The organism is Paracoccus sp. (in: a-proteobacteria) (assembly GCF_030604785.1).
Taxonomy (GTDB): domain Bacteria; phylum Pseudomonadota; class Alphaproteobacteria; order Rhodobacterales; family Rhodobacteraceae; genus Paracoccus.
The window spans coordinates 1-16,959 of record NZ_JAUVVF010000003.1; the positions used below are offsets into that span (position 1 = coordinate 1).

Genomic DNA, 16,959 nt, shown 5'->3' on the forward strand with positions numbered 1-16,959 from the left:
CACCGGGGTCTGAAGCCTCTTGCATCACGGGCGGCAACCAAAGAAGACATAAGCACGTGCTCAGGCATATGCCTAAGCCTCCATGGTTATGCCCGAGTGTCCGGTCGAAAAGGGGGCCAGTTCAGTCTTGATGACCACAAGTGAGATGGCGTTCGTTGCACGCTGATCGCTAGGTCACGTTGACAAAAGGGATTCACAGAGCTGATCGTGATTCAAGCTGGCGTCTGCGATGGAGACCAGGTTGGCACGAGACGCTGATGTCGGACGAGGAATGGGCGTTCTTCGAGCGGTTCATCCCGGACGGTCTGCGCCCCGAACGGACGCAAATCTACCAACCACCGCCTTGTTCTGGATAGCGTGTTCTGGATTGCACGCACCGGAATCCCGTGGTGGGACCTCCCGTCAGAGTTCTGGAAGTGGTCCAGTGTTTACCGGCAGTTTCGGCGTTGGGCATTGGCGGGGCTCTGGCAGCAGGTCATGGACGCCCTGAACGAAAGCGGGGCAGTACAGCACGCACTCCAGATGACTGACGGCACGGTCGTTCGCGCCCATCATCAGGCAGCGGGCGCTAAAGGGGGCTTAGCCATGAGGCGCCACTGATTCGAGACCATGGCGAAGGCGACAGGGTTTAGGCCGCTCAAGAGCGTCCGGTGGGAAAACGATCCAGTGGATCGTTTTCTGGACCGCCTTCCGCTTCACGACCAAGATCCACCTCCTCGTCAATGCTGCAGGGCTGCCCATGAGGACCGAGATCACCGCGGGGCAAACCTCTGACTATCTTGGCTTCGATCTGGTCATCGCGGAAACCTGCCCAGCTCAAGCGTCTTGCCGGCCGACCGAGGCTAAGACGCTGACAGCATCCGCAATTTCATGGACAAACGCGACGTCTCGCCCGTCATGCCAATGCGCACGTCACGCAAGAAGCGCCTCGGCCTCGACCGATCCTTGTATCGTCTGCGCAACCTAGGCAAAACGCCTGGAACCCCTAGTTTCACCATGCAGCGCTGGCCGTCCTCGGGCCCGAGATGCTGATTGCGGTGATCAGATAGAGCGATAGCAACAGCAATCTCCGATCACTTGCGACGCAGGCCTTACCGTTGGCTGTGCGCACCGGTTCGAGCGCTGGTGCCTGCGTCATGCACCCCGCGCCGACGGGTCGGGCAGGAAAATGAACATACCAATATCGTTATGCAGATTCGGAATAATGTCATTTTACCATCATGTCCCGGCCTTGCTATGCTGATCGCGTGCCGAGGGGAGACGGCACTAGATCGGGCGCGGCGGAACTGTCCGCCACCGGGGGGGAACATGACAATCAGGACCACGGACATCGCGTTGGCGACCGTCTTTTGCTGTCCGGTCGCGGGCACTGTCGCCCAGACCGTCCGCATCCCGAACGGCATCGCGTCTCATGCGGGGCTGGTCTTCGCGGGCAACGGCACGGTGAAACGGTTCCTGCAAGCGGGCGGCGAGACAGGCCCGCAAGATACCAATGACGACATGACAAACCACCCGGTCCAGGTCGGGCAGATGATCGACGGGGGCGAGGACGTGCCGGGACGGGCTGCCATTCGCAGGATGACCCTGCCTCGTGCCGCCGCCCGCGACGTCAGGGCCGCCGATGACCGGTCGATCCGCGGTGCCAACCTGCCACCCAAGGACCTGCGCGCCCGAAGCTGACGAACTCTAATCACACTTTCTGGGAGGAAACGATGAACAGAACCACCATGTTGGCCAGCGTCGCCGCGCTGGCGCTGACGGCCACGAACGCCCTAGCCGAAACCAGGACAATCGGCTTTTCGCAGATCGGCTCGGAATCGGGCTGGCGTGCGGCGGAAACCACGCTGACCCGCCAGCAGGCAGAGGAACGCGGCTACCAGCTGCAATTCTCGGACGCCCAGCAGCGACAGGAAAACCAGATCGCGGCGATCCGGTCCTTCGTCGCCCAGGACGTGGATGCGATCCTGCTGGCACCGGTTGTGGCAACCGGCTGGGATGCCGTCCTGCGCGAGGCGCAGGAGGCCGAAATCCCCGTCGTGCTGCTGGATCGCAGGGTCGACAGCGACGAAAGCCTGTATCTGACCGCCGTAGGCTCGGATCTGGTCCACGAGGGCGAGGTGGCCGGCCAGTGGCTTGTCGACCAGGTGGCGGGTGAGGAATGCCGCATCGTCGAATTGCAGGGCACGACGGGCTCCAGCCCCGCCATCGACCGGAAGACCGGGTTCGAGAATGCCATCTCGGGCCATGACAACCTTCAGATCGTGCGCAGCCAGACCGGCGATTTCACCCGGGCGCAGGGCAAGGAGGTGATGGAGAGCTTCCTTCAGGCCGAAAATGGCGGTGCCGATATCTGCGCGCTCTACGCCCATAACGACGACATGGCAGTGGGCGCGATCCAGGCGATCAAGGAGGCCGGGCTGCAGCCGGGCACGGATATCCTGGTCGTCTCCATCGACGCGGTGCCCGACATCTTCCAGGCCATGGCGGCGGGCGAGGCGAATGCTACGGTCGAGCTGACCCCCAACATGGCGGGTCCTGCCTTCGACGCGCTCGAGGCCTACTGGGCCGACGGCACCATGCCCGAGAAGTTCATCCAGACCGAATCCAGGCTGTATACCCAGGCCGACGATCCGCAGGGCGAATACGATCGGCGCAAGGATCTGGGTTACTGATCCCCTTCGGGCGGGCCGCAGCTGCGGTCCGTCCGAACCTTGAACAAGGCCCATTGGAATGCTGCTTTCAATCCGATCCCTCACCAAGGTCTTTCCCGGCACGCGGGCGCTGGACGATGTCGATCTGGACATTGCGGCGGGCGAGGTTCACGCCCTGCTGGGCGAGAACGGCGCCGGAAAGTCCACCCTGATCAAGTGCCTGACCGGTGCCTATCGCCGTGACGCTGGCGCGGTCACGCTGGACGGCGCGGCCATCGACCCCCGCTCCACGCGCGAGGCGCAGGAACTGGGCATCGGCACCGTCTATCAGGAGGTGAACCTGCTGCCCAACCTGACCGTCGCGCAGAACCTGATGTTCGGGCGCGAGGCGCGTCGCTTCGGGATGATCGACACCCGCGCCACCCGGTTGCAGGCGCGCGACATCCTGGCGCGTTACGGTCTGAATCTGGATGTGGACCGCGACCTGGGCAGCTTTTCCGTGGCCATCCAGCAGATCATCGCCATCGCGCGGGCGGTCGAGGTTTCGGGCAAGGTGCTGATCCTGGACGAGCCGACCGCCAGCCTTGACGCGGCCGAGGTGGCGATGGTCTTCGACATGGTGCGGTCCCTGCGCGACAGGGGGATGGGCATCGTCTTCGTTTCCCATTTCCTGGATCAGGTCTTCGATCTCAGCGATCGCGTGACGATCCTGCGGAACGGCCGCAAGATCATCACCGCGCCGACCGCCGAGCTGAACCGGATGACCCTTGTCGAACATATGCTGGGCCGCGTGCTGGAGGATGTCGTCCAGGCGCCCGGCACCAGCGCGGCCGTCGCGCCCGAGCCGGTGCTGCATTTTGACAGCGTCGGCCGGTCAGGGGCGGTCGAGCCCTTCGACCTGGCCATCGGCGCGGGCGAGGTGGTTGGCCTTGCGGGTCTGCTGGGCTCGGGCCGGACCGAGACGGCAGAACTGCTGTTCGGCATCAGGCCCATGCAAACCGGAACCGCGCGGGATGCGGAGGGGCCGCTTGACCTGCGCAGCCCGCGCGCAGCCATCGCCGCAGGTTTCGGCTTTGCCCCCGAGGATCGCAAGACCGACGGGATCGTCGCCGAGCTTTCGATCCGCGAGAACATCATCCTGGGGCTGCAGGCGCGGCGGGGCTGGGCCCGGCCCATCTCCCGGGCCGAGCAGAACCGGCTGGCCGACGACTATATCAGGCGGCTCGACATCCGCACCTCTGGCCGGGAAAAGCCCATCGGCGAGCTTTCCGGCGGCAATCAGCAAAAGGCCGTGCTGGCCCGGTGGCTGGCGATGAACCCGCGTTTCCTGATCCTCGACGAACCCACACGCGGGATCGATGTCGGCGCCCATGCCGAGATCCTGCGCCTGATCGGCACCCTGACGGCCGGGGGCATGTCCGTCCTGGTCATCAGCAGCGAGATCGACGAGATGGTCGCCGTGGCGGACCGCGTCATCGTGCTGCGCGACCGCCGCCATGTCGCGGAACTGACGGGCGAGCAGGTGTCGGGCGATGCGATCATGCGCGCCATCGCGCAGGGCGGCACGACCGACGGGGCGGCGGCATGAGCGGGGCCTTGCAGCGCATCGCGCCCCAGCTGGTCGCCCTTGTGGCGCTGGTGGCACTGGTCTCGGTCTTCTATCCCGCCTTCCTGTCGGTTCAGCTGAATGACGGGCGGCTCGTCGGGCCGGTCATCGACATCCTCAAGCGCGGCGCGCCGGTGGCCTTGCTGGCGATCGGCATGACGCTGGTCATCGCCACGCGCGGCATCGATCTGTCGGTGGGCGCGATCATGGCCATCTGCGGAGCATCGGCCGCCTGGGCAATCACCCAGGGCTGGGGCACGGGTCCGGCCCTGGCGCTGGCGCTGGCGGCTGGGGCGACTGCCGGTCTTTGGAACGGCGTGCTGGTGGCGCTGCTGGGCATCCAGCCCTTCGTCGCCACGCTGATCCTGATGACCATGGGGCGCGGCGTGGCGCAGCTGATCACCGAGGGCCGCATTCTGACCTTCAACGATCCGGGCCTGTCCTGGCTGGGATCGGGCATCGCCTTCGGCCTTCCGGTCCCGGTCTGGCTGTGGCTGGCGACGGGGCTGACGGTCGCGGCCCTGATGCGGCGCACCGCCCTGGGCCTGCTGATCGAGGCCGTGGGCGTCAATCGCCGCGCCTCGGGTCTGGCCGGGGTGAACGCGACCGTGCTGCTGATCGCGGTCTATGTCGCCTCCGGCCTCTGCGCCGCACTGGCGGGCATCATCGTGACCGCCGACATCCGCGGCGCCGACGCCAACAATGCCGGCCTCTGGCTGGAGCTGGATGCGATCCTCGCCGTCGTCATCGGGGGCAATTCGCTTCTGGGTGGGCGGTTCTCGATCGCGGCCTCGGTTCTCGGGGCGCTGATCATCCAGACGATCACCACCGGTATCCTGCTGGCGGGCTTTCCGTCGGAATACAACCTCGTCATCAAGGCGGGGCTGGTGCTGGTCATCCTCGTCCTGCAATCGCCTCGCATCTCGGCGGAATGGAAGCTCATGCGTGAAAGCCACCGCGCCCAGCCCCGCAGCGCCCGGCGCGCCCCGCCCGAAGCCACCACCGGGAACCGGAAATGAACACCCGCGCCCTTCCGCTTTATGCGACGATCGTGATCTTCCTGCTGGCCTGCCTGCTGGCATGGACCCAGTTTCCGAACATCATCTCGACCCGTGTCTTCGGCAACCTGCTGACGGACAACGCCTATCTGGGCATCGTCGCGGTGGGCATGACGCTGGTGGTCCTGTCGGGCGGGATCGACCTGTCCGTCGGCTCGGTCATCGCCTTCTCGGGCGTCTTCATCGCGGTGATGCTGCGCGACACCGGGCTGCATCCGCTGCCGGTCTTCGTGATGCTTCTGGTCCTGACCAGCGCCTTCGGAGCGGGGATGGGCTTCATGATCGACCGGCTCGCCATGCCCGCCTTCATCGTCACGCTGGCGGGGATGTTCCTGGCGCGCGGCGCGGCCTACATGCTGTCGATCCCCTCGGTGCCCATCACCCATCCCTTCTACCAGACGCTGCAGGGCGCCTATATCCTGCTGCCGGGCCGAGGGCGCCTGACGCTGATCGGGATGCTGATGGTGGCCGTTGTCATTCTGGGCATGATCCTGGCGCATCGCACACGCTTCGGCACCTCGGTCTATGCCCTGGGCGGGGGCGAGCAGACCGCGCGGCTGATGGGGGTGAGGCAGGGGCGCACGACGGTGCTGGTCTATGCCTTCTCGGGGCTGATGGCGGGGCTCTCCGGGATCGTCTTCTCGGTCTATACCGGCTCTGGCTATGCGCTGGCGGCGGTCGGGACGGAACTGACGGCCATCGCGGCGGTGGTGATCGGGGGCACCCTGCTGACCGGCGGGGCCGGCTATGTCTTCGGAACGCTGGTCGGCGTGCTAACGATGGGTCTGATCCAGACCTATCTCGTCTTTGACGGCTCGCTGTCCAGCTGGTGGACCAAGATCGTGATCGGGTTGCTGCTGCTGGCCTTCATCCTGCTGCAGAAGGGGCTGCTGCATCTGTCGAGACGGCGTCTGGCGGACACGGCATGACGACGGGCTCTGTGGCTTTGTGCATGACGTCCCGGGGTCGGCGGCGTCATCCTGCGCGACGCGCTGCCGACTGCGCGAGTCTCGACCTTGTGCACAATCGCGCATTACGTTGGCCGGCACGCGGCCGTTTCCTCGGTCGCGCGCTTTCCAGCTGCCTCGCTCGCCTCCCACGCGCCGCCCTCCTGAAGCCAAGCTTGGTGCTCTGCCAGTCGCAACGCGAGCGATCCCTGCTCGCTCGACAGGTGGATAAAGACGCAGAAGGTGCCCCTCGAGGACAAACGGCCGCTTCTACAAGGCTGCCGCCAGGCCTTCCTGACTTCATAAAGCAGCCGATCTTCCCGCTCATCGACAAGATGGACTGCCACCGCGACTCGTGCTGACCCTCGTTGTCGGAGGCTGACCGCCCCGCACCTTCGCGCACTTCGGGGCAAACTTGTTCATTGTTTTGCTCAGGACGCTCCATCCAACCCGGGAGTTGGGGCCTCCGGCAGACCCGGCGCTATTCACAGCGCCGGGGTTGACGATTTGCATTGGTGCGGGCGGATTGCCAGTATGTCATCGTCATGCCCGACAAACCACGCTGTGAAACAACCAGCGCAGGCTGCCGTCCGCCTCGTGAACAAGTGCTTCAGACGAAGCGGCTGACCCAGTTCTCCAGCCGTTCCTGCCGGCCCGAACGGGGCTGCGGGTCCAGACCCTGATCCTCGACCCGCGCAGCGATGGCCTCGAGGGGCTCGTCCTTCAGCATGGCCTGTGCGGCTGGGCTGTCCCAGCCCGTGTAACGCTCGGCCCGCATCTTTTCGAGGCCGCCATCCTCCAGCATCGCGGCGGCCGCCTTCAGACCCCGGGCGCAGATGTCGATGGCGCCGACATGGGACAGGACCAGATCCTCGGGGTCCAGCGACTGGCGGCGGATGCGCGCGTCGAAGTTGGTCCCGCCGGTCTCGAACCCGCCGGCGCGCAGCACCTCGTAATAGGCCAGCGCGACCTCGGGGACGTTGTTGGGGAACTGGTCCGTGTCCCAGCCAGACTGATAGTCGTTGCGGTTCATGTCGATGGAGCCCAAGAGCCCAAGCGAGCCCGCCAGCGCCAGCTCATGCTCGAAGCTGTGGCCGGCGAGGATGGCGTGGCCTTGCTCGATGTTCAGCTTGACCTCGGTCTCAAGGCCGAAGCGCTTGAGGAAGCCGTAGATCGTACCGACGTCGAAATCGTACTGGTGCTTGGCGGGCTCCTGCGGCTTCGGTTCGATCAGGATCGCGCCCTTGAAGCCGATCTTGTGCTTGTAATCCACGACCTTGCTGAGGAACGCGCCCGCCTGCTCGGCCTCGCGGGTCAGGTCGGTGTTCAAGAGGCTCTCATAGCCCTCGCGGCCTCCCCAGAGGACGTAGTTCTCGCCGCCCAGCTGATGCGTGACGTCCATGCAGGCCTTCACGGTCGCGGCGGCATAGGCGAAGATCTCGGGGTCCGGGTTGGTCGCGGCCCCGGCCATCCAGCGGCGGTGGCTGAACATGTTCGCCGTGCCCCAGAGCAGCTTCGTGCCCGTCTGCTGCATCTTGCCGGCGAAGACATCGCAGATTTCTTCCAGATTGCGGCGGCTCTCGGCAAAGCTGCTGCCCTCGGGGCGGACGTCCGCGTCGTGAAAGCAGAAGAAGGGCACGTTGAGGATGCCGAACAGGTCGAAGGCCGCATCGGCCTTGGCACGGGCGGCGGCCATATCGTCGCCATACCACGGCCGATCAAAGGTGCGCCCGCCAAAGGGATCGCCGCCCTCATAGGCCAGCGAATGCCAATAGGCGATTGCAAGGCGCAGGTGATCCTCCATCCGCTTGCCCATCACGATCTCGTCCGGATTGTAATGCCGATAGGCGAATTCGTTGTCGCTGTTCGGACCCTCGTAGCGGATCGGGGCGATGTCCTTGAAATAGCTCATGGTTGGTTCCTTTGAAGGGTCGTGGTCTCCGGGTCCGGCAGGCGCTGTCCCTGTTCGTCGAACAGATGCAGTTGTCCGGGTTGGGGGCTGACGCGGATCACGTCGCCCGTGCGCAGGCGATTGTTCCCGGCCAGGCGGATCGTCATGGGGCCGATGGCCTCGACATCGGCATGCACGATCGTGTCGGCCCCGAGGGTCTCTACCACCAGCGCGCGGGCGGGGCGGCCCTCGGGGTCGATGACCAGATGTTCGGGGCGGATGCCGGCTGTCCGGGCATGGGGCTGGCCGATGGAGGCGGCGGGGATCAGGTTCATCTTGGGCGAGCCAATGAAGCCTGCCACGAAGACGGTCTGCGGACGGTCGTAAAGCTCCATGGGGGCGCCGACCTGCTCGATCCGGCCCGCATTCATCACCACGATCTGGTCGGCCAGGGTCATCGCCTCGACCTGGTCGTGGGTGACGTAGATCATCGTGGCGTCCAGCGACTGGTGCAGCTGCGCCAGCTCGACCCGCATCTGAGTCCGCAGCGCCGCGTCGAGGTTCGACAGGGGCTCGTCGAACAGGAACACCTTGGGCTGGCGCACGATGGAACGCCCGATGGCGACGCGCTGGCGCTGGCCGCCCGAAAGCTGCGCGGGCTTGCGGTCGAGATAGGGCTCCAGCGCGAGGATACGCGCGGCCTCGGCCACGCGGGACTGACGCTCGGCGGCGGGCATCTTCGCAAGGCGCAGGCCGAAGTCGATGTTCTGCGCGACCGTCATGTGCGGGTAGAGCGCGTAGGACTGGAAGACCATCGAGATGCCGCGCTTCGATGGCTCGTCCAGCGTCACGTCCTGCCCGCCGATCATCACGGCGCCGGAAGTCGGCTCCTCCAGCCCCGAGATGATGCGCAAGAGCGTGGACTTGCCACAGCCCGAGGGGCCGACCAGCACGGTGAAGGAGCCGTCCGGCACCGTCAGGTTCAGGTCCGGCAGAACCGTCAGCGCGCCGAAAGACTTGGTGATGTTGTGCAGGCGGACCTCAGCCATGGCTCACCTGCGGCCCGCCGTTCAGCGGCTGATAGGTGAAATCGAGGAAATCCGCATGCCGCCCGCGACCCGAAGTGTCGTGCGCGCAGATGCCGATGAAGGCGCCGGTGAAGTTGTTGCCCGGCCCGTTGCCGGCCTCGTCCGAGATCGCCGACTGGTCCAGCGTGATCCCGAGGTCGGTCCAGTCGCCATCGGTCTTGTAGCGGAAGCGCAGGGTCATGCCGTCAACGTCGCAGCCCAGCTGGATCGGGCCGTCCGGCAGCGGGATGGGCGTGATCGGGTAGGTGACGCGCGCGTCGGGCCAGTCGGCGGCGCAGCTGTAGACGGTCAGGACACGCTGGCCGTCCTCGTTGGCGGTTACGGCAAGGTAGTGGAACTTGAAGCGGCCATACCAAGCGATGAGGCCGGCGAAGTGCTGGTAATCGCCCGGCTCCATCTCCAGCGTCGTCTCGGCGCGGAAGCTGAGGGCGGTCTGCCGGCGGGCCAGCAGCGCGTGCTCGAAGGCCGAGCCGGGGGACTCGCGGCCGAAGATCCGCAGGGCGCCGGGGCGCTCGGTCAGGCTGAAGAGGCGGTCCGCCTCGGGCGTGCGCAGCCATTGGAAGGCCGGGGGCAGGGCGCCGTCGAAGGTGACGCGGGGGGCGTCTTCGGGGAAGGGGTGCGGGGGCAGATCGCAGGGCGCGGTGTCGGCGGGGGCGTTGCCGCCATGGGCCATGCGGGGGAACTCGCCCGTGGGCCAGTCCAGCTTCTGGATCGCCGTCTCGCGACCAAGCGGCGAGCGGCGGACGTCATCGGCATGGATGCCGCCATTGCCGGCGGGCAGGCGGCGCGTCTCGTCCAAAGGACGCGAGCAGAGGTGGACCATGTAGAACTGGCCGTCCTGCGTTTCCACAATATCGGCATGGCCGCAGCGTTGCAGCAGGCCGTCGGTGCCTCGCGCGGTGAGGACATGCTTGGCAGGATCCGTCTCGTAGGGCCCGAAGAGGTCCTTCGAGCGGGCCATCGTCACGGCGTGGTCATAGCCCGTGCCGCCCTCGGCCGTCAGCAGGTAGTAGAAGCCGTCCTTGCGGTAGAGGTGCGGGCCTTCGGTCAGCTTCAGATCCGTGCCGCGATAGATGTTGCGGACGGGGCCGACGAGCTTGCGGTCCTCGGGCGAGTATTCCTGCATCACGATCCCGCCGAAGCGGTCGCCGCCGGTCTGGTTGTGGTCCCAGATCATGTTCAGCAGCCACTTGCGCCCGTCCGCGTCGTGGAAGAGCGAGGGATCGAAGCCCGACGAGTTCAGGTAGACCGGGTCCGACCACGGCCCCTCGATGCTGGGCGCGGTGACGAGGTAGTTGTGGCTGTCCTTCCACGCCCCGTCTCGGCGCTTCACGTCGGTATAGATCAGCCAGAAGAGGCCATCGGCATAGGTCAGGCAGGGCGCCCAGATGCCGCCGCTGTCGGGATCGCCGCGCATGTCCAGCTGCGCCGCGCGGGCGAGGGGCCGCGTCACCAGCCGCCAGTTCGCCAGATCGCGCGAATGGTGGATCTGCACGCCCGGATACCATTCGAAGGTCGAGGTGGCGATGTAGTAGTCGGCCCCCACCCGCACGATCGAGGGGTCGGGGTTGAAGCCCGGAAGGATCGGGTTCTGGATCATGGGTCTCATCCTTTGACGGCGCCGCCCGTCAGGCCGGCGACGATGTATTTCTGGGCAGCGAGGAAGAAGACGATGGCGGGCACGATGGTCAGCGTGACGAAGGCCAGCGTCAGGTTCCACTGGGTGACGTATTCGCCGCGGAACTGCATCATCCCGAGCGGCCAGGTGAACACCTCGCGCGAGTTGAGGACCACCAGCGGCAGAAGGAAGTTGTTCCAGCTTTGCACGAAGACGAAGACGCCGACGGTCGCCAGGATCGGCGCGGACAGGGGCAGGGTGAAGCGCCAGAAGAAGCGCACATAGCCGCAGCCGTCGATATAGGCGGCCTCAAACAGCTCTTTCGGGAGCTGGGCGAAGAAGGTGCGGAAGAGAAGGATCGCCAGCGACAGGCTAAAGGCGGTCTGCGGCAGGATCACCGCCCACCACGTGTCCAGCAGCCCGATGTCGCGGACCTTGATGAAGAGGGGCAGGATCGCGGTGGCGAAGGGGAACATCAGGCCAAGGAGGATGTAGGAGAACAGCATCCGCGAGCCGAAGAAGCGGATCTGCGCGAAGACATAGGCTGCTGCCGCCCCCACGATCAGCGTCAGCACCACCGAACCGACCGAGATGATCAGCGAGTTGCGTAGGTAGCGCCAGAAGGCCGGGTCGGTGATGATCTGGCCGTAGAACTCGGTGTTCCACATGGCGGGCAGGCCGAGCGCGTTGGTGCGGATCTCGGCGTTCGTTTTGAAGCCGCCGAGGATGGTGGCGATCATCGGGGCCAGCACGAAGCTGGCCACGATCAGAAGCAGCGTCACGCGCAGGATGTTGCGGGTCATGCCTCGGCCCTCTTCATGAAGATGCGCTGGTAGAAGACCGCAACCGTCACCGCGCCGATGAAGAGGATCACGCCCACCGCCGAGCCGAAGCCGATGTTCAGCCGCGTCAGGCCGAAGGTGTAGAGATAAGTCACGATGGTATGCGTCTGGTTCGACGGCCCGCCATTCGTCAGCGGGATGATGACGTCGAAGACCTGCAGCGCGCCGATGATGGCGAAGAAGGCGCTGACCGCGATGGCCGGCCGGATATGGGGGATCTGGACGTAGCGGACGACCTGCCAGCGCGACGCGCCCTCGATCCTGGCGGCCTCGATCTGGTCCTGCGGCACGCTCTGCAGCGCGGCGATGTAGATCATCATGTGAAAGCCGAAATACTTCCAGACGATCACCGTCATGATCGCCATGAAGGCGAGGTCCGGGTCCGACAGGATGAAGACGTTGCCCAGCCCGAAGCTCTGCGCGATCGAGGCGGTGACGCCGTAGTTCCCGTCGAAGACGAAGGACCAGATCAGGCCGGCGGCGACCTCGGCCAGGATGTAGGGCAGGAAGAAGACCAGCCGGAAGACGGCGTTGGTGGGCGTCTTCTTGTAGATCAGCAGCGCCAGGAACAGCGCCAGCGGCATCTGCACCAGAAGCGAGATCGCGACGATCTTCAACGTGTTGCCGACGGCGATGTGGAAGACGGAATGGTTCAGGATGCGCTCGTAATTCCCGAAGCCGACGAAGTTCGAGGGCGTCCCGTAGCCGTTCCAGTTGAAGAAGGAATACCAGGCGGATTCGCCCAAAGGCAGCGTCACGAACATCGTGAAGAGGATCAGCGCGGGCGGCAGCAGGATCAGCACCGCCGAGACGCGGCCGTTCGAGACGGCGCGGCGCCAGCGGGCAGAGGCGGGCAGCCGCCTTTCGGCGTCGGCGAGTGTCATTCCGGCTCCTGATTGGTGTGGGTTGTGCTGGCGGCGGGGACGACTTGCGCCCCCGCCGGTTCCGCCGGGAAGAGGGCTCAGCGGAAGTCCCAGGCCTCCTCGACCTGCGCGGCGGCATCCTCGGGTGTGATCGTGCCTTGCGCCAGATCGGCAGAGATGTCGTTGATCGTGGCGCCCACCGAGGCACCCAGGAACTGGTCCAGGAAGATCTGGTGGTAGCTGCTGGCCTCGATGTTCCGGGCGACTTGGACGTAGAACGGGTTCTCCATCGCATCCGACGTGTCGATGGCGATCGGGATGAACAATTCCTGCGCCCCGGCCTCGCGCTGGTTCTCGGCGCTCATCATGAAGGCCAGGAACTCGATGGCTTCCGGCTCGGCGCTGGCGCTGACCGCCCATCCGTTGATGCCGCCAAGGGTCGCCTCGTTGCCGCCCTCGGCCAAAGGCTCCGCGACGGTGGGAAAGCTGATGATCGCCAGCTGCTCGTCGGGCAGCCCCTCGCCGCTGGTCGAGCGTTCGCGCATCGGCAGGTAGTCCCAGTCCCCCATCAGGTGGAAGGCGCCGGCGCCGTCGGCGAACATGCCGCTGGCGGTCTCGTAGGTGGTGCTGATGAACCCGGGCTGGAACGGCTCAAGCTCGACAAGGCGCAGGAATTCGCGCCCGGCCTCGATGAAGGCCTCGTTCTCGAAGCCGCCGTTCTCTCCGGCCATGGCATTGGTCACGATGTCTGGGCCGCCATGGCGCAGCGCCAGATAGCTCCAGTAGAAATGCAGCGGCCACTTGTCCTGACCTCCCGCGATGATCGGGGTGATCCCGGCATCCTTGATCGTCTGCACCGCTCCGAGGAAATCGTCCCATGTCTGGATCGCATCCAGATCGATCCCGGCCTGTTCGGTCAGCTCGCGGTTGGCCCACAGCACGACCTCGGTCGCGTATTGGGGCAGGCCGTAAAGCTGGCCCTCGACCTCGTAGGCCTGAAGCCCGGCCTCTGGGATGGTCTCGCGGAACCCCTCGGGCAGGTGGTCGTCGATCGGCTGCAGAAAGCCCGCCTCGACCTGCTCGACCACGGTCTGGCCGCCCCAGCTGTAGAAGATGTCGGGCGCCGCGTTCGATTGAAGCAGCGTCGGCAGGCGCGCCTTGTAGGCCTCGTTCGCGACGTAATCGAAGGTGACGGTGACGCCGTCGCGCTGCGCTTCGAAGTCGCGGGCGATCTGCTCCAGATAGGCCTCCTGCTCGGGGTTCACGACGACGCGAAGCACGTTGATCTGCGTCTGTGCCAAGGCGGCCGGTCCACTGGCCAGGGCAATGGCGGCGGCCAGGGCCGCGGTCGGATATTTCATCTTGTCCTCCCTCTGACCGGCTCCCCCGCCGGCATTCTGGCGTATCTGCGTCAGAATATGACTAACGTAAGTCAGAAATGCGCGCACCGCAACCGATTCCGGCGGGCGGCGTCAGGGAAGATTGTCGCGCAGGAAGACCTCGATGCTGATGCGCCCCGCATCAGGCTCGACCGGGCGGCCCTGCACCAGCGATTGCAGGACGGAGACGGCCGCTGCGATCTCGCGCGCGGGGTCTTGGTGGATGACCGCGTCGAAGCTGCCATCCAGAAGCGCCTGCCGGGAATGGGCGGTCAGTTCATGCACCACGACCGATGGACGGGGCAGCGCCGCGCCGGATACGGCAAGCGCGCGGGCAACGCCCCTCGTCCCCGCGCCAAGGCTGTAGATGCCGGTCACGTCGGGATTGGCGCGCAACACGGCCTCCAGCTCGGCGGCGACGATATCCTGATCGTCGAGGCCCTCCAGCGGCGGCAGCACCTGCTGCTCGGGGAATTCGGCGCGCAGCACCTGTTCGAAGCCCAGCCTGCGCTCGGCATGGTCGCGCACCAGCATCGAGCCCGCGACAATGACGATCTGCCCCGGCCGCCCCCGGCAGAACCGTCCCAGCAGGCTGGCCGCAGTCCGCCCCGCCTGCACGTTGTCGATCCCCACGAAATGCTGGCGCCGGGACGAGGGCAGGTCGAATACCAGCGTCACCACGGCGACCCCCCGGTTGCGCAACTCGGCCAGCGCGGCGCGCACAACGGCGCTGTCGGTGGCCACGACCGCGACGCCGTCCGTCTTGTCGGCGTCAACGGCCTGCAGCGCCTCGGCCAGCGCCGCGTCGTCGAAGGCGGGCACGGTCCTGACGCTGATCGAGGTGAATTGCCAGGCATCGGCCCGCTGCGTCAGTTCGCGCTCGAGCCCGCGCATGAAGCTGTTCGTCCCGGCGGGCAGGATGAACAGCAGCCGGTCCTGCCGCCGCCTGGCCAGATTGGCCGCGGCCGCATTGCGTTCATAGCCCAGCTCACGCATCGCATCGGCCACGCGCTGCTGGGTGACGCTGCGAACGCCGCTGCGCCCGTTCAGGACGCGGTCGATGGTGGACAGGCTCACACCCGCTACGCGGGCGACGTCATGGATGGTGGGGCGGGACATGTCGGCGCGATACTCTGGCTTCGGATCGTGACGAGCGTAAGTCAAAAGCGCGGGGGCGGGAAGGTCATTCTGCGGCCGGGCGACCTCGGCCCCGCAAGCCGTCAGGCGGCCATGAAGCGGATATGCGGCTGGCCGGGAAGCGGGCCGGGGGTCACTTCGGCCTCGACCCGGAACACATCCTGAAGCAGGGACCGGGTCAGCACCTCGGCGGGCACGCCGCAGGCCACCACGCGTCCACCCTGAAGAACGACGATCCGGTCGCAGAACATGGCGGCAAGGTTCAGGTCATGCAGGGCCACGATGCTGGTGAGGTCAAGGCGACGCACCATGCGCAGGATCTCGATCTGGTGGTGGATGTCCAGATGGTTGGTCGGCTCGTCCAGGAACATCACGCGCGGGCTCTGGGCCAAGGCGCGGGCGATATGGACGCGCTGACGCTCACCGCCCGACAGCGTCTGCCACGCCTGGCCGCGCAGACCCACCATGTCGACCTGTTCCAGCGCGGTCGAGACCGCAGCCTCGTCCGCCATCGTCCAGCCCGCCAGGGGCGAGCGGTGCGGCGTGCGCCCCAGCCGCACAACGTCGCGGACCGATACATTCGTGTCCGTGGTCGCGTTCTGCTGAACGAATGCCACCTGCCGCGCCAGCGCGCGGCGGGAGACGCGGGCGATGTCCTGGCCCAGGATCTCGACGCGGCCGGACCCGGGGGACTTCAGCCCGGCAAGAAGCCGCAGCAGCGACGACTTCCCCGATCCGTTCGGCCCGATCAGGCCCAGGGTCTCGCCCTCGGCCACGGTCAGCGAGACATCGTTCACGATGGTCCTGCGCCGGACGCCCCAGATCAGGTTCTGTGCGATCACGCTCATGTCTGCGGCCTTGCCCGGTAAAGGATGATGGCGAAGAAGGGCACGCCCACGAGGGCGGTGACGACCCCGATGGGAATGGTCTGCTGATGGGCCACCACGCGCGAGGCGATGTCCGCCAGCACAAGAAACAGCGCCCCCACCGCCGCGCAGGCGGGCAGAAGGCGCAGATGCAGCGGCCCCACCACATAGCGCGCGGCATGCGGAACGACGAGGCCGACGAACCCGATCGTGCCCACCATGCTGACGATGGTGGCCGTCATCAGCGCGGTCGCGGCAAAGAGGATCAGCCGGATCCGGCCGACCGGCACGCCCAACGCTGCCGCGTCCTCGTCGCCAAAGGTGAATGCGTCCAGTGAGCGCGCCATGAACAGGCACAGGGCCAGCCCGGCCGAGACGACCAGCACAAGAAGCTGAAAGTCCGGCCAGCGCACCCCGCCTAAGCTGCCCAGCAGCCAGAACATGACATCGCGCGCCTGCTGGGCATTGCCCGACGTGGTCACGATGTAGGATGTCAGCGCGTTGAAAAGCTGCGACGCCGCCACGCCCGCCAGGATCGTATGGTTCGGCCCGCTCGTCGCGCCGTTCGACAGCATCGCCACAAGGGCGAAGGCCGCGAAGGCTCCGGCGAAGGCGCCCATCGACAGGGTCAGGCTGCCCGCACCGATCCCCAGCACGATCACCGCCACCGCCCCGGTCGAGGCCCCGGCCGAGATGCCCAGCACGAAGGGCTCGGCCAGGGCGTTGCGCAGCAGCGCCTGCAGGATCGCGCCGCAGATCGCCAGCCCCGCCCCCGCCAGGGCCGCGACAAGCGCCCGGCTCAACCGAAGATCCCAGACCACGCTCTGCTCGATGGGCGGGATCTCGGCCGAGGTCAGGCCAAGGCCGTTCGTCACCGCCAGAAACACCGTGCCCACACCGATCCGGTAATCGCCGATCGCGGCCGCAAAGGCGACCGCGACGGCCAGCAGGATCAGCACCAGCCCAAGGAACAGGGCAAGCCGTCCCGCCCCGCCCTGTTGTTCGTCGTCCAT

Annotated in this window: 14 protein-coding genes and 1 pseudogene; 6 read left to right on the forward strand and 9 right to left on the reverse strand. The window is 66.3% G+C overall.

Going from position 1 to position 16,959, the window contains the following annotated elements; translation table 11 throughout:
* Positions 1-229 precede the first annotated feature (229 nt).
* From QAR72_RS01535 to yjfF, 6 genes and pseudogenes are all read left to right on the forward strand, one after another.
* A pseudogene (locus tag QAR72_RS01535) lies at positions 230-966 on the forward strand (IS5 family transposase); the annotation flags it as partial.
* Between the two features lie 342 nt (positions 967-1,308).
* The gene (locus tag QAR72_RS01540; protein ID WP_304615600.1) at positions 1,309-1,680 is read left to right on the forward strand and encodes a hypothetical protein; all 372 of its coding nucleotides are present in this window, start codon (positions 1,309-1,311) and stop codon (positions 1,678-1,680) included.
* 32 nt (positions 1,681-1,712) lie between these two features.
* Positions 1,713-2,672 carry a galactofuranose ABC transporter, galactofuranose-binding protein YtfQ gene (ytfQ, locus tag QAR72_RS01545; protein ID WP_304615601.1) on the forward strand — a complete coding sequence of 320 codons (960 nt, stop codon included), beginning with the start codon at positions 1,713-1,715 and terminating at the stop codon, positions 2,670-2,672.
* Between the two features lie 58 nt (positions 2,673-2,730).
* Positions 2,731-4,239 (forward strand): sugar ABC transporter ATP-binding protein, encoded by a 1,509-nt coding sequence (locus tag QAR72_RS01550; RefSeq protein ID WP_304615602.1) that lies wholly within the window; start codon positions 2,731-2,733, stop codon positions 4,237-4,239.
* Positions 4,236-5,276: an ABC transporter permease gene (locus tag QAR72_RS01555; protein ID WP_304615603.1), complete on the forward strand. Its 1,041-nt coding sequence runs from the start codon at positions 4,236-4,238 to the stop codon at positions 5,274-5,276. Before QAR72_RS01550 ends, QAR72_RS01555 begins: the two co-directional genes overlap by 4 nt.
* Complete coding sequence (gene yjfF, locus QAR72_RS01560; RefSeq protein ID WP_304615604.1) at positions 5,273-6,244, forward strand: galactofuranose ABC transporter, permease protein YjfF; 972 nt, start codon at positions 5,273-5,275, stop codon at positions 6,242-6,244. The genes QAR72_RS01555 and yjfF overlap by 4 nt, the downstream gene beginning before the upstream one ends.
* Before the next feature lie 628 nt (positions 6,245-6,872).
* On the opposite strand, the gene xylA is transcribed toward yjfF, so the two are convergent.
* The 9 genes from xylA to QAR72_RS01605 form a co-directional block, all read right to left on the reverse strand.
* On the reverse strand, positions 6,873-8,174 hold the full coding sequence (gene xylA, locus QAR72_RS01565; RefSeq protein WP_304615605.1) for a xylose isomerase: 1,302 nt from the start codon (positions 8,172-8,174) through the stop codon (positions 6,873-6,875).
* Positions 8,171-9,202 carry an ABC transporter ATP-binding protein gene (locus tag QAR72_RS01570; protein WP_304615606.1) on the reverse strand — a complete coding sequence of 344 codons (1,032 nt, stop codon included), beginning with the start codon at positions 9,200-9,202 and terminating at the stop codon, positions 8,171-8,173. Before QAR72_RS01570 ends, xylA begins: the two co-directional genes overlap by 4 nt.
* Positions 9,195-10,841 carry a glycoside hydrolase family 43 protein gene (locus tag QAR72_RS01575; protein WP_304615607.1) on the reverse strand — a complete coding sequence of 549 codons (1,647 nt, stop codon included), beginning with the start codon at positions 10,839-10,841 and terminating at the stop codon, positions 9,195-9,197. The genes QAR72_RS01570 and QAR72_RS01575 overlap by 8 nt, the downstream gene beginning before the upstream one ends.
* 5 nt (positions 10,842-10,846) lie before the next feature.
* On the reverse strand, positions 10,847-11,662 hold the full coding sequence (locus tag QAR72_RS01580) for a carbohydrate ABC transporter permease (protein ID WP_304615608.1): 816 nt from the start codon (positions 11,660-11,662) through the stop codon (positions 10,847-10,849).
* Positions 11,659-12,585 (reverse strand): carbohydrate ABC transporter permease, encoded by a 927-nt coding sequence (locus tag QAR72_RS01585; RefSeq protein ID WP_304615609.1) that lies wholly within the window; start codon positions 12,583-12,585, stop codon positions 11,659-11,661. Before QAR72_RS01585 ends, QAR72_RS01580 begins: the two co-directional genes overlap by 4 nt.
* Before the next feature lie 77 nt (positions 12,586-12,662).
* A complete protein-coding gene (locus tag QAR72_RS01590; RefSeq protein ID WP_304615610.1) occupies positions 12,663-13,925 on the reverse strand; it encodes an ABC transporter substrate-binding protein in 1,263 nt (420 codons plus the stop codon).
* Between the two features lie 111 nt (positions 13,926-14,036).
* Positions 14,037-15,062, reverse strand: a complete 1,026-nt coding sequence (locus QAR72_RS01595) for a LacI family DNA-binding transcriptional regulator (RefSeq protein WP_304615611.1) — start codon at positions 15,060-15,062, stop codon at positions 14,037-14,039.
* Positions 15,063-15,163: 101 nt separating this feature from the next.
* A complete protein-coding gene (locus QAR72_RS01600) occupies positions 15,164-15,928 on the reverse strand; it encodes an ABC transporter ATP-binding protein (protein ID WP_304615612.1) in 765 nt (254 codons plus the stop codon).
* Complete coding sequence (locus QAR72_RS01605; RefSeq protein ID WP_304615613.1) at positions 15,925-16,959, reverse strand: FecCD family ABC transporter permease; 1,035 nt, start codon at positions 16,957-16,959, stop codon at positions 15,925-15,927. The genes QAR72_RS01600 and QAR72_RS01605 overlap by 4 nt, the downstream gene beginning before the upstream one ends.